Source organism: Pantoea wallisii, assembly GCF_002095485.1.
Lineage (GTDB): Bacteria > Pseudomonadota > Gammaproteobacteria > Enterobacterales > Enterobacteriaceae > Pantoea > Pantoea wallisii.
In genome coordinates this window covers 1-13,603 of the sequence record NZ_MLFS01000033.1, presented here as the reverse complement: position 1 = coordinate 13,603, position 13,603 = coordinate 1, and the positions used below count along the sequence as shown (strand labels likewise).

Below are 13,603 nucleotides of genomic sequence, written 5' to 3'. Positions count from 1 at the left end.
AAAGCCTGAACGCGGAAACTTTCGCTTCAAGGGTAAATCAGTGCTGACTCATGCGACGGGATCGAAAAGGGAGGTCGCTGATAACCGCTAAGGCTACCAGCGTAAAGAGGTAGCCTTAGATGTTCCTGTTAAACAGGGGATAGAGCCAGCATCGACTGGGCGCGTCCAAGGCATTGTCCTCTCTTGATAATAGTGCGCGCATGTTACGCTGAGACGAAAAAGTCGTCAAGGTAGCGCAACCGCGCTACTCGGTTTCCAGCCGGGCGTACGCCGCCACCAGCCATTTAATGCCCTGCCCCTGAAACGCCACCTGCAGCCGGCTGTGTTCGCCGCTGCCTTCAAGGTTAATAATGGTGCCTTCGCCAAACTTCGCGTGGCGTACGCGCTGGCCCAGCGTAAAGCCGCTGTCGCTTTTCGCTACTGGCGTTCCCATGCGCTGGTGACTCACCGGACGGCTCACGCTGGCGCGCAGACGCACCTCCTCCACGCACTCCTCCGGCAGCTCACCAATGAAGCGCGAAGGGCGGTGATACACTTCCTTACCATATAGCCGGCGGGTCTCGGCGTAGGTCAGCGTCAGCTTCTGCATGGCGCGCGTTACGCCAACGTAGGCCAGACGACGCTCCTCTTCCAGACGGCCACCTTCATCCAGCGACATCTGGCTCGGGAACATCCCCTCTTCCATACCCACGATATAAACCTGGCTGAACTCCAGCCCTTTAGCGGAGTGCAGCGTCATCAGCTGCACCGCATCCTGCCACTTGTCCGCCTGGCCTTCACCGGCTTCCAGCGCTGCGTGTGACAGAAACGCCTGCAGCGGCATCAGATCTTCATCTTCATCCTGATAGCTGAACTGGCGCGTAGCCGTCACCAGCTCCTCTAAGTTCTCAATGCGCGCCTGGCCTTTTTCGCCCTTCTCCTGCTCGTACATCATCCACAGGCCCGAATCTTTTATCACCCGGTCGGTTTGTACATGCAGCGGCATGTCGGCGGTTTCGCTGGCCAGTGAATCGACCAGCTCGCAGAAGCGCTGCAGCGCCGAAGCTGCACGTCCGGCCAGCGCTTTCACCTGCAGCAGTTCACGCGTCGCCTGCCACAGCGTCAGCTGACGTTCACGCGCCGTCTGGCGCACCACATCCAGCGTGCGATCGCCTACGCCGCGCGTTGGCGTGTTAACCACGCGCTCAAACGCGGCGTCATCATTACGGTTAGCCATCAGGCGCAGGTAGGCCAGCGCATCTTTGATCTCCTGACGTTCAAAGAAGCGCATGCCGCCGTAAATGCGATACGGCATGCTGCCCTGCAGCAGCGCCTCCTCCAGCACGCGCGACTGGGCGTTGCTGCGGTAGAGGATGGCGCAGTCCTGCAGCGCGTTGCCGTTCTCATGCCAGCTTTTGATGCGATTCACCACATAGCGTGCTTCATCCAGCTCGTTGAAGGCGCAGTAGAGCGCGATCTTCTCGCCGTCGCTACCGTCGGTCCACAGCTCTTTCCCCAGACGGCCATTGTTGTTAGCAATCAGGGCGTTAGCGGCTTTCAGAATGTTATTGGTTGAGCGGTAGTTCTGCTCCAGACGGATGGTCTCCGCACCGGAGAAATCCTGCAGGAAGCGCTGGATGTTTTCGACCTGCGCACCGCGCCAGCCGTAGATTGACTGATCGTCATCACCCACAATAATTACCCGGCCGCTGTCGCCTGCCAGCATACGGATCCACGCATACTGGATGTTGTTGGTATCCTGGAATTCGTCCACCAGAATGTTGCTGAAGCGTTCGCGGTAGTGATTAAGGATTTGCGGTTTGTTGAGCCATAGCTCATGCGCGCGCAGCAGCAGCTCGGCGAAATCCACCAGCCCGGCGCGATCGCAGGCTTCCTGATAGGCCTGATAGATACGCAGCCAGGTTTGCTCCACCGGATTGCCATAGCTTTCAATGTGCTTTGGCCGCAGGCCTTCATCTTTTTTGCCGTTGATGTACCACATACCCTGACGCGCCGGCCACTGCTTATCATCCAGGTTCATCGCTTTGATCAGGCGCTTCAGCAGGCGCAGCTGATCTTCGCTGTCGAGGATCTGAAAATCCTGCGGTAAGCCGGCATCGAGGTGGTGCGCGCGCAGCAAACGGTGCGCCAGGCCATGGAAGGTGCCGATCCACATGCCGCCCTGGCTGGTGCCGATCAGCTGATCAATACGGTGACGCATCTCTGCCGCCGCTTTGTTGGTAAAGGTCACGGCCATAATTGAGTACGGCGAGCAGTTCTCTACCGACAAAAGCCAGGCGATGCGATGGACCAGCACGCGGGTTTTACCACTGCCTGCTCCGGCCAGCACCAGCAGGTTGCTGCGCGGTGCGGCGACCGCCTCGCGCTGTTTGTCATTCAAGCCGTCAAGCAGATCAGAAACGTCCATAAGCACCGTTTTGCATAAGAAGGAGGGGTGAAGTCATGCCGTTCTCCGGCATTCGTCAACGCACCATGTGTAGCTGCGCGGGTTATCACGCATTAGCTTGCGCCGCTACACGTTGTGCGTCAGAGAGCGTCGGTCTTCAGCCTGTGAGTAGCTGGATAAATTCACAGTCATTATAACAGCGAGGTCAGCGATGCCAACTGATGAATTTCCACGTGCGGCAGCAGACGCGCATCATTAATCTTCATCAGATTACCGTCGCGCAGGTTAATCCAGCAGGCCTGCATACCGGCACGCAGTGAACCGGCAACGTCGGTGGTGAGGTCATCGCCTACGTGCAGAATCTCTTCAGGCGCCAGGCCTAACCGTTCGGCTGCCAGCTGGTACATATCCTGCCACGGTTTGGCACGCCCGTGCGGACCGGCGCGCAGCGCGAACTGAAAGTAGTGATGGATGCCGAGTTTCTCCGGGCAGGCATTGCCGTTAGTGATCGCCACCAGCGGCACACGCTCGCCCAGCCAGGCCAGCGTCTGATGCGTCTCTTCCGGCATCTCCACTACGCTGCGCCACTGATGAAATACGTCCATCACCGCATGTGAACCGGCGGTGGCTTCCGCTGCCGACAGGCCAACATTGCTTAGCGCCAGCTCTACCGAGCGACGGCGCCATTCAGAGACATCGTGATAGATCTCCGGCTCGCGCGCCAGCAGCTCATCACGCAGCTGTTGATACTGCGCCGGGGTGAAATCGCGCAGCGCCGGATGGTAAGCCTGCAGGGCAGCATGCGACTCCAGCGCCGTTTTGCGGATCACCGGGTGGTTGTCATACAGCGTATCGTCGAGATCGAAAGTGATCGCTTTGATCGGGCCCAGCGGGCGATAGAACTTCATTCAGACTTTCCTCGTTTAGCACGCGGGTGTGCCGCATCGTACACCGACGCCAGATGCTGGAAATCCAGATGGGTATAAATTTGCGTGGTCGAGAGATTGGCGTGGCCGAGCAGCTCCTGCACCGCACGCAGATCGCCGCTCGACTCCAGCAGGTGCGTCGCAAAGGAGTGACGTAATTTATGCGGATGTATATGGCTGGCCACGCCCTGTTTAATGCCCCACTCGGCAAAGCGCTTCTGCACGTTACGCGCAGAGATACGGCTGCCGCGCGTGGAGACAAACACCGCATCGTCCTGCGGCGCGAACTGGGCACGCAGCGGCAGCCAGTGCTGTAGCCAGGTCACCGCTGTACCACCGATCGGCACGCGGCGCTCTTTACTGCCTTTACCCACGACCCACACTTCGCCGGCCTCCAGATCGAGGTGCCGGCAATCCATGCCCACCAGCTCCGACAGACGCAAACCGCCGCCGTACATGGTCTCGAGCATGGCGCGGTCGCGCACCGCCAGCGGATCGTTAAGGTCAATCTCCAGCAGCTGATTAACCTCATCGACGTCCATATTTTTCGGCAGATGGCGCGCATTGCGCGGCGTGGTAATGCCTTTGGCCGGGTTCGCGCTCAGCATGCCCTGGCTCACCTGCCAGTCAAGAAAGCTGCGCAGCGCTGACATGCGTAACGCCAGGCTGCTGGGACCCAAACCGCCACGACGACTGCGCGCCGCCAGCTGACGCACCTGCGCCGGCTCCAGCTGCGCCCATGCGACGATCTTCATCTCATCGGCCATGGCGATGATCGCCTCAAGCTGGCGAGCGTAATTTTTCTGCGTGAGCGGGCTAAGCTGGCGTTCGACTTTCAGATAACGCAGAAAGCCTGTGACGGCCGGCAGCAGCGGGCTGGCGCTGCTCATGCGCGTTCAACCCAGCGCGCAAGCAGGTCCGGCAGCATCTGTGCCAGGTGCTGGAGCAGCAGCGTACCCATGCCCGCCTGATAGTGCTGGTTATCGCGGCTGGTAAAAATCAGCACGCCGAGATCGCCATGTTCACCCATCAGCGACATCGCCACCGAGCCGATGGCTTTGGCCTGCGGCAGCAGCAGCAGTAACTCCGGGCCATTCAGGCTGCCCAGATAGTGATGCTCACTGCCAAAGCGCTGAATGCGCAGCGGCTCAAAGGCCTGACGCGACAGGCCAAGCTGGGTGAAATCAGAGGGCGCGCCGATGTGCCACTGGTCACTGAACAGCCGGACATGCGCACCAGCAAGGCCGAGCTCACGCGCCCAGCGGTGAAGCCGGGTGAGCATCTCCTGCAAACTATCGGCCGCCGCCAGATGGCCCTGCAGCGCCAGCAGGCGATCGAACAGCTGATGGTTGGCCGTAGCCTGCTCCATCAGCAGCGTAATCTCCTCTTCCAGCTGCTGGATATGATTGCGCTGGCGCGCCATATGCCACTCCACCAGCGACACGCTGCCGCGCACCGGATGCGGCACCATCATCTGTTCAACCTGGCGCGCATTGCGAATAAAGAAATCGGGGTTGTGGCGCAGAAACTCGCTCACCGATTGATCGTCCAGCAAAACCGCGCTATCGGTCTGCTCTTCGACATTTTTCATAGATGAATAAACCCATCGTAGACGTGTGTGGCCGGGCCGGTCATAAACAGCGGCTGATCCGCCCCTTTCCAGGCGATGTGCAGCGTACCGCCGGGTAGATCAACGCGCACTTTTTCCGCCAGAATGCCCTGTTGAATACCACAGGCAACCGCCGCGCACGCGCCGCTGCCACAGGCCTGGGTTTCGCCTGCGCCGCGTTCATACACGCGCAGCCGAATGTGTTCCGGATTCACTACTTCCATAAAGCCGACGTTGACGCGCTCCGGGAAGCGTTCATGACTCTCCAGCGCCGGACCAAGCGTCTCTACCGGGGCCGTTTTCACGCTCTCGACCTGAATCACGCAGTGCGGATTCCCCATGGAGACGGCGCCAAACATCACGGTCTGATCGGCCACGCGCTGCAAATAGAGATTTTCTGCTTTGTTAGCACGCAGCGGCACCTGCTGCGGATCAAAATTGGGTTCACCCATATTGACGCGCACCAGCTCTTCGCTGTTGACGCTCAGCACCATGCGCCCGGTTTGTGTACTGACGCGAATGTCGCTTTTGTTGGTCAGCCCTTTCAGGCGTACGAAGCGCGCAAAGCAGCGTGCGCCATTGCCACACTGCGCCACTTCGCTGCCATCCGCGTTGAAAATACGATAGTGAAAATCGAGGTCCGGATCGTAAGGCGGTTCAACGATCAACAGCTGATCAAAACCGATCCCCAGATGCCGATCCGCCAGGCGGCGAATCAGTTCCGGCGAAAAAAAGACGTTTTGCGTCACGGCGTCCACGACCATGAAATCGTTACCGAGACCGTGCATTTTCGAGAACTGCATTTTCTGCTCCGCCGGATTACTCATTACGTTTAGTTCGCTTGCACACCAGCGGATTTGCCGGTCACCAGGCCACCAGTATCAGCATCCTGTGCGGCTTTTTTCTGCTGCTCAGTCACTTGCGGATTGGTCTGTTGCGGCTGATCTTTGGGCGGGAAATACAGCGGTCCTTTCAGGCCACAGCCTACCAGGCTGACCAGCGCCAGCGCCATACCCAGCTGGCTCATCACTCGTATCATTCTGTCTGCTCTTTTTGTCCAAATCCCAGCTGCTTATCATCGCAGTTGACGTTGTAAAAGCAACAGGTTTTCCGGCAGTCTGCACGATGAGAGGCGTATCCCACCGCGCAAATAGCGGCGGGATCAGTGCATCTGGTAACGCGGCTGGAAGTCGCCATTGTCGTTATCGGGCTGCGTGGCGCACAGCTGCGTTAACGTCTGGCTGCGGAACGGAATCACCTGGAAACGATCGCCGGTGTTCACAATCTGGTAGAACTGCGGCAGGTTGAAATTGATAAAGCTGGAGCCGTAAGTAAAGCGATCATGCGATGACGAGTAGAAGCGGCTGACATCGCGCACCAGCTCCTCTTTGCTGCCTTCGCAGTGGTGATACACCTCAACGCGATTGCTCTCGTCAAGGATATAGATGTTGAAACCGCGATCGTTAGTGGTGTCTTCAAAGAAGAACTGAATAATGCCTTCGCTGGCGTAGCCATTAACCACTGGCGGCAACGGCGTCTGGTTCGATTCCACTTTGATCGACAAACCGTGCAGTTTGTTGTTGGAGATTGCGCCGTAGAACTCTACCGCGTTCTCCAGCTTCTGCACGGATACGCTCATACGCTCAAAGAACAGGCCCCAGGTCTGGCCGGCCATGCGTAGCGCTTTGAAACGGCCCGGCTCCTGGCGCGTGCTCGACAGGCGCAGCTCGATGCACTCGGACACCAGCTGCTGTACACGGGTACGAATCAGGCCGCGCAGATGCTGGCTGTAGCAGAACACCTCTACCGTATCCGGCGGCGCAGCATCCTGATGCATTTTCCCCAAAATGGTCTTCAGCGCTTCAATCATCGCCTGTTCGCCGCTGAAGTGCAGCGTACGGACTTCGTTCCACGAGTTACGGTACAGCAGATCGATACTGCCAATCAGGCACTGCTGCTGCTGGCCAAAGCTGAACACATCCAGCTTGCGGAAGTCGAAGTGCACCACCTGATTACGGAACGCCGAAGTAGGATCGTGCTCAAGATTGACGATAATCGCCAGGTGACGAATCTCACACGGGCTGTAGAGCGCTTTTGGCGTTGGCGCAGGCAGACGCAGTGGGAAATGGCCCGAGACGTCATTAACCAGCTCCTGCAACCGTGACAAATCGCAAAACTCATTGCCCTTCATGTGCAGGCGCGTTCTGCTGGTCAGCAGCCCGTTGAACCATGCCCAGGCCACTAACTTGTTGAGATAGCGGTTATACTCCAGCGGCTGATGGCTGATGATCGAACTCATGTCCGGCGACTGGTTATACAGATACCAGCCTGAGCGGTTAGCGCGCCCTTCCGGCACGTGAATAAAGGTGAGATTTTCTTCCGATAAATCAGGGGAAATCTGCGGATTAACCAGCGTGACTTTGCCGGCAGCGCTTCAAACGCAGCATACAGCTTACGCGTCAGCACGCCGATATCCTGCGGGCTGGCGCTAACGCTTAAATTGTTACGACGGGCAAAGCGGATCAGGTTGCGATAGCTCTGCATCATCGCATCCAGCAATTCGTTGTGCGCTTCGCGTACGCGCTCGATTTTCCACCCGGCACGGTTATCCAGCACGGCCAGCTTCTCATCATCCCAGCCCCACTCTTTCACCAGCTGTGACAGGATCTCACGACGCCAGCCGGAACGATGATGCTGCTCTTCGCTGGAGAGCTTTTCGCACACTTTCAGGTAGAAACAGCGCCGTACTAAATCAAGGCGTGCCGTGTCTTCAACGCTGGTGAGATAGCGCGTAACGCGCTCCAGCATCATGCAGTAGGAATCAAGACCAAAGCAGACAATTTCACCGTCGTGCAGGCGCTGCTTGATATCCATCGCCAGCAGTTGCGTATTTGGGTACTCCCAGCTGTAGGCTTCGAGCAGCAAGGTTTTCAGCACCGCTTTATAGGGCGAATCGATACTTTTATACAGCTGCCACAGGCTGGCACCGAAGTACTCTTCCGCCGACAACGTGCCCAGACCGCCCAGGTCCAGCCACTCATTCGGCGTCAGCACGCCCTGCGAATAGAGCGACATAACGTAATCGTCGTAATGGTGCTCCTCTTCGCCGGGCACCATGTTCCACAGGATGCGTTTACCCGCCATACGTACCGCCGTACGGTAGAACTCATCCAGCAGTAAAATATGTTGTGTAGAGCCGCAGTCTTCACCACCCAGGCTGCCACTTTCGTTGTGGCGGAAGCGGTTCTCATCGATCAGGAAGAAGCTGACTTCCACTCCCATCGACACGCACCATTTCTGCAGTAGCGTACACTTGCGCTGCAGATTAAGGCGCTCTTCATTATCCAGCCACGACTGATGACACACCCAGATATCCAGGTCGGACACGCTGTTCTGTCCGACAGATGAAGTGCTGCCCATAGAGTAGATACCGGTAATCGGGCGTTCGCCCTTCACGGTCCCGCTCAGGTCGAGCGGCTGATCGCCCGCCAGGTACTGTAGCAGCTGCTGTTGGTTTTCATCGGGCGTGAAGAAGCTGACGCCATAGGGAACGCTACCTTCAAGGTAACCCGGCATCAGCGGATGATGATAATGCAGTAATGTTGGCAGCAGACTGTAGACGTGCTGGAAAGCAGGCCCCATGGCAGCCAGCGCGCGATCTACACGCAGCTGGTTTATCGCATCCAGTCTCTGTTTCAGTGTCTCAATGTAGAGGTACAAGACGTTTCGCCTGATTGTCCCAGTGTTAAGCACCCTGTTTCCAAAATCTGCCGCTTAATAAGAGAGATGTTGGGCAAATTATTGCTGGAAACGTGATCAATCTAACACCTGGAGGATTGACCGTAAAGAAAGTTGCGCTACCTGACAGTTTAGCACGTTCCACACGTCGCCCTGGTTTTTCAGACCGCGACCTCAGACCAGGGCGCTCTGTAAATCCGGCGCCAGTCCGGGATCGCGGCCTTTTCAATCCGTTGAAACTGACAGCATTCCCCTATCAATGATAGGATAATCGATGAACGATCAAAATGGTTAACAGCATGTTAAACAAAATTTTCAGAATTGCTACCAGACAAAGCCCTCTTGCTTTATGGCAGGCACATTATGTCCAGCAGCGCCTGATGGCGGCCCATCCGGGCCTGCAGGTTGAGCTGGTGCCCATGGTTACTAAAGGTGACGTCATCCTTGATACCCCGCTGGCGAAGGTGGGCGGTAAAGGGTTGTTTGTCAAAGAGCTTGAGCAGGCGATGCTGGAAAATCGCGCGGATATGGCAGTCCACTCCATGAAAGATGTGCCGGTCGATTTTCCTGCAGGTCTTGGTCTGGTGAGCATCTGTGAGCGCGAAGATCCGCGTGATGCCTTCGTCTCCAATCACTATCACTCCATTGATGAGCTGCCGCAGGGCGCGATCGTGGGTACATCAAGCCTGCGCCGTCAGTGCCAGATCAGCGCGCGCCGCCCGGATTTGGTGATCCGCTCGCTGCGCGGCAACGTCGGCACGCGTCTGGGTAAACTGGATGCGGGTGAGTACGATGCCATCATTCTCGCCGCCGCCGGGCTAAAACGCCTGGGGCTGGAGGCGCGTATTCGCCAGGCGTTGCCGGCGGAGTTCTCCCTGCCCGCGGTCGGCCAGGGCGCGGTCGGCATTGAGTGTCGTCTTGACGATCAGGCGTTGATCACGCTGCTGCAGGCGCTCAATCACAGCGATACCGCCGTATGCGTACGCGCAGAACGCGCCATGAATACCCGCCTGGAGGGGGGATGCCAGGTGCCGATCGGCAGCTTTGCGGTGCTGGAAGAGGATCAGCTATGGCTGCGCGGTTTAGTAGGAGCGCCCGATGGCAGCCAGATGGTGGCCGGCGAGCGTCGCGGGCCGCGCGAGCAGGCTGAGCAGATGGGAATTTCGCTGGCCGAAGAGCTGCTGGATGGCGGCGCGCGCGATATTCTGCGCGAAGTCTATCAGGGGCAGCCGCCAGCATGACCATTCTCGTGACCCGTCCGGAACCCGCCGCCAGCGAACTGGTTACGCGCTTGCGCAATCAGGGCAAAGTGGCGTGGACGTTACCGCTGATTGAATTCACGCCGGGTCGCGATCTACAACGTCTGCCGCATCAGCTCGCCGCCATGCAGCCGGGCGATCTGGTTTTTCTGCTGTCGCAACAGGTAGTGCATTTTGCCCATCCGGCGTTACAGCACAACGCCAGCGCGTGGCCGACGTTTCTCGACTATTATGCGATTGGTCGCAGCACTGCGCTGGCGCTGCATACCGTCACAAATCTGAAAGTAGACTATCCTCATGCGCGGGAAACCAGCGAAGAGCTGATACGCCTGAACCGTTTGCAGCAGGTTCAGGGCAAACGCGCGCTGATCCTGCGCGGCAGTCCTGGCCGTGAGTTGCTGGCGGAGACGCTGCTTGAACGAGGCGCGCAGGTAGACTATTGCGAATGCTACCAGCGCTGTGAGCAGCACTACAATGGCGCGATTGAGGGCCGTCGCTGGCGCGATCGCGGTATTACAACGCTGGTGGTCACCAGCGGTGAAATGTTACAACAACTGTTTACGCTATTCCCGCCAATCGATCGCCGGGAATGGCTACTGCACTGTCGATTAGTTGTCGTCAGTGAACGTTTGGCTACCAAAGCCGCTGAATTAGGCTGGCAGGAGATTAAGGTAGCCGATGGTGCCGATAACGATGCGCTGCTGCGTGCGTTACGCTGAACTTAACACAATGGGATGAGCCATAATGACGGAACAAAAAGCCTCCTCCGCCATGGTTGAAGAGACCACCCCAGCGGACACTTCCCCGACGCCAGCCAATAAGCCGCCACGCGATAAACAGCGTGATGGCAAAGTGCTGAGCGCGGTGGCAATTGTTATCGCGCTGGCGATTGGCGCGGGACTTTACCTGAATGGGAAACACCAGGCCGATTTACAGGCTCAGACTAACCAGCAGCTTAGCGACCAGCTGAGCGCCCTGCAGCAGCAACTGGGCAGCGATAAACAGCAGTTGACGCAACAGCTGACGGACGCCAATACGGCGCTGCAGGAAGCGCGCACCCAGCAGGATAACAGCGCGAAAGAGCTGGAGACCCTGCGTGAGAAGGTCGCGACTATTTCCGGTAACGATACCCGCACCTGGCTGCTGGCTCAGGCGGATTATCTGGTCAAACTGGCGGGCCGTAAGCTGTGGAGCGATCAGGATGTCACTACCGCAGCGACCCTGCTGAAGAGCGCGGATGCCAGCCTCGCAGAGATGAACGATCCCAGCATCATGAATGTGCGCCGTGCGCTGACGCAGGATATCAGCTCGCTGTCGGCGGTAAGCCAGGTGGATTACGACGGCATCATCCTCAAGCTGAACCAGCTCTCTAACGGCGTAGATAATCTGCGTCTCGCTGACAACGACAGTGACGATTCACCGATGGATGCTGACGGCGGCGAACTCTCCAGCTCGCTGCACGAGTGGCGGCAGAATCTGGTGAAGAGCTGGCACAACTTTATGGATGACTTCATTACCATTCGCCGCCGTGATAATACCGCTCAGCCGCTGCTGGCACCGAATCAGGATGTGTATCTGCGTGAAAACATCCGCTCGCGTCTGCTGATTGCCGCGCAGGCGGTGCCGCGTCATCAGGATGAGATCTACAGGCAATCGATCGATGCCGTCTCCAGTTGGGTGCGCGCCTGGTACGATACCAATGATGCGGCGACCAAAGCGTTTCTGGCGCAGCTCGACGAACTGAGCCAGCAGAGTATTACGATGGATGTCCCGGACACGCTGGAAAGTCAGGCGCTGCTGGAAAAACTGATGCAAACGCGCGTGCGCAACCTGCTGGCGCAGCCATCGGTTGCGGCTGATCAACAGGGAGGCTAAGCATGCTGAAAGTATTAGTGCTTTTCCTGCTGCTGATTGCCGGTATCGTGCTGGGGCCGATGATTGCCGGTCATCAGGGCTATGTACTGATTCAGACCGATAACTGGAACGTCGAAACCAGCGTCACGGGTTTGGCGATCATTCTGATCCTTAGCCTGATTGTGATTCTGCTGGTCGAGTGGATTCTGCGTCGCCTGTTCCGTACCGGCGCGCGTACCCGAGGCTGGTTCACTGGCCGTAAACGCCGCAGCGCACAGCGCCACACGCAAAATGCGTTGATGAAGCTGGCCGAAGGCGATCACCAGCAGGTGGAGAAGCTGCTGTCGAAAAATGCCGATCACGCTGACCAGCCGGTAGCTAACTATTTGCTGGCGGCAGAGGCTGCACAGCATCGCGGTGACGAAATACGCGCGAATCAGCATCTGGAGCGCGCGGCTGAACTGTCGCAAAACGATACCATTCCGGTGGAGATCACCCGTGTACGTTTACAGCTGGCACGCAATGAAGATCATGCGGCCCGTCACGGTATTGACCGTTTGCTGGAGGTAGCACCGCGCCATCCGGAAGTGCTGCGTCTGGCCGAGCAGGCTTATGTCCGTACCGGTGCCTGGGGTGCGTTACTCGATATTCTGCCGGCTATGCAGAAAACGCAGCTTAATGATGAGGCGCAGCGCCATATGCTGCAGCAGCAAGCCTGGCTGGGCCTGATGAATCAGGCGATGGCCGATCAGGGCAGCGAGGGACTGAAAAGATGGTGGCAGAACCAGAGCCGCAAAACGCGTCAGGAAACCGCACTGCAGGTGGCCATGGCTGAGCATCTGATCGAATGCGACGATCCGGATACCGCACAAAGCATCGTGCTGGAAGGCCTGAAACGTCAGTATGACGATCGCCTGATTTTGCTGATGCCGCGTATTAAGAGTGGCGACCCGCAGGCGCTGGAAAAAGCACTGCGTCAGCAGATTAAACAGCATGGGGCAACGCCGCTGCTGCACAGTACGCTGGGTCAGTTGCTGATGCGTCACGGTGAGTGGCAGCAAGCCGCGGAAGCTTTCCAGCAGGCGCTGGAACAGCGTCCGGATGCGTTTGATTACGCCTGGCTGGCCGATGTTTACGATCGCCTGCGCCGCCCGGAAGATGCCGCGAAAATGCGCCGTGAAGGCCTGTTACTGACGTTAAAAACGAATCCTGGCGCCTGATTTTACGATTGTTACTTTTGTGCACGCCGGGCTTGTCCCGGCTTTTTTTTGCTCAAAACTCTGTTGCCTGGCTTGTCTGACCCTGCCGCCAGACAGACAAATCGCAGATAAAAAAACACCTGCCATAAGCAGGTGCAAGATCAGGTCGGTAAGACAACTGATGGTATCCGACTCAACGTAATGTCCTTCTGACTGCAGTAGCGCGTGCACGTTACTGCCTGCTGGACAACGGATACCGTAAGGGGCTCTGCGTCATTCCCAGGTTTATGTCGCTAATGCGAACATAAGAGGTGGAATGAGCATCTACAGCATAAGTATTGCATAAGTCGTGCCATAATTGCAGATAAGCCATTTAATATTTATAAATCAGAAAGATATCCTGACAGGTCGCAGCCTTAATTGGCTCACTGTCTTGATACTGCGACAAGTTAGCAAATATCTGTCGTCAGAGAGCGACAAGGTATGCAAGGAATTGTCAGCCAGATAAGAATCAAGGGGTTAAATGTCGCAAAATAACGACAACCTCTGACAAAGGCGGAGATTACAGCCTTCAACCAGTTTGGATACGAACTCCTGCAGTAAAATGTCATACGAATGAGTCAGATAAAGGA

Annotated in this window: 10 protein-coding genes and 1 pseudogene; 4 read left to right on the top strand and 7 right to left on the bottom strand. The window is 57.4% G+C overall.

Annotation, left to right across the window (positions count from 1 at the left end; translation table 11 throughout):
* Nucleotides 1-244 precede the first annotated feature (244 nt).
* The 7 genes and pseudogenes from uvrD to HA48_RS12735 form a co-directional block, all read right to left on the bottom strand.
* Complete coding sequence (gene uvrD / locus HA48_RS12765; RefSeq protein WP_128601649.1) at nucleotides 245-2,407, bottom strand: DNA helicase II; 2,163 nt, start codon at nucleotides 2,405-2,407, stop codon at nucleotides 245-247.
* 170 nt (nucleotides 2,408-2,577) lie between these two features.
* Nucleotides 2,578-3,294, bottom strand: coding sequence for a 5-amino-6-(5-phospho-D-ribitylamino)uracil phosphatase YigB (gene yigB / locus HA48_RS12760; protein ID WP_128601648.1), 717 nt, complete (start codon nucleotides 3,292-3,294; stop codon nucleotides 2,578-2,580).
* Entirely contained in the window at nucleotides 3,291-4,202 is a 912-nt protein-coding gene (gene xerC / locus HA48_RS12755) for a tyrosine recombinase XerC (protein WP_128601647.1), read from the bottom strand. Before xerC ends, yigB begins: the two co-directional genes overlap by 4 nt.
* Nucleotides 4,199-4,903 carry a DUF484 domain-containing protein gene (locus HA48_RS12750; RefSeq protein WP_128601646.1) on the bottom strand — a complete coding sequence of 235 codons (705 nt, stop codon included), beginning with the start codon at nucleotides 4,901-4,903 and terminating at the stop codon, nucleotides 4,199-4,201. Before HA48_RS12750 ends, xerC begins: the two co-directional genes overlap by 4 nt.
* A complete protein-coding gene (gene dapF, locus HA48_RS12745) occupies nucleotides 4,900-5,724 on the bottom strand; it encodes a diaminopimelate epimerase (protein ID WP_128601645.1) in 825 nt (274 codons plus the stop codon). Before dapF ends, HA48_RS12750 begins: the two co-directional genes overlap by 4 nt.
* 29 nt (nucleotides 5,725-5,753) lie before the next feature.
* The gene (gene lptM, locus HA48_RS12740) at nucleotides 5,754-5,960 is read right to left on the bottom strand and encodes an LPS translocon maturation chaperone LptM (protein ID WP_128601644.1); all 207 of its coding nucleotides are present in this window, start codon (nucleotides 5,958-5,960) and stop codon (nucleotides 5,754-5,756) included.
* Between the two features lie 123 nt (nucleotides 5,961-6,083).
* Nucleotides 6,084-8,641, bottom strand: a pseudogene (locus tag HA48_RS12735) (class I adenylate cyclase).
* Nucleotides 8,642-8,958: 317 nt separating this feature from the next.
* On the opposite strand from HA48_RS12735, the gene hemC reads away from it, so the two are divergent.
* From hemC to hemY, 4 genes are read left to right on the top strand one after another with little or no spacing between them, the layout of a single operon-like run.
* Nucleotides 8,959-9,900, top strand: coding sequence for a hydroxymethylbilane synthase (gene hemC, locus HA48_RS12730; RefSeq protein ID WP_128601643.1), 942 nt, complete (start codon nucleotides 8,959-8,961; stop codon nucleotides 9,898-9,900).
* A complete protein-coding gene (hemD, locus tag HA48_RS12725) occupies nucleotides 9,897-10,637 on the top strand; it encodes a uroporphyrinogen-III synthase (protein WP_128601642.1) in 741 nt (246 codons plus the stop codon). The genes hemC and hemD overlap by 4 nt, the downstream gene beginning before the upstream one ends.
* A 25-nt stretch (nucleotides 10,638-10,662) precedes the next feature.
* Complete coding sequence (hemX, locus tag HA48_RS12720) at nucleotides 10,663-11,793, top strand: uroporphyrinogen-III C-methyltransferase (RefSeq protein WP_128601641.1); 1,131 nt, start codon at nucleotides 10,663-10,665, stop codon at nucleotides 11,791-11,793.
* A 2-nt stretch (nucleotides 11,794-11,795) separates the two neighbouring features.
* Nucleotides 11,796-12,992 (top strand): protoheme IX biogenesis protein HemY, encoded by a 1,197-nt coding sequence (hemY, locus tag HA48_RS12715; protein ID WP_128601640.1) that lies wholly within the window; start codon nucleotides 11,796-11,798, stop codon nucleotides 12,990-12,992.
* Nucleotides 12,993-13,603: the final 611 nt, after the last annotated feature.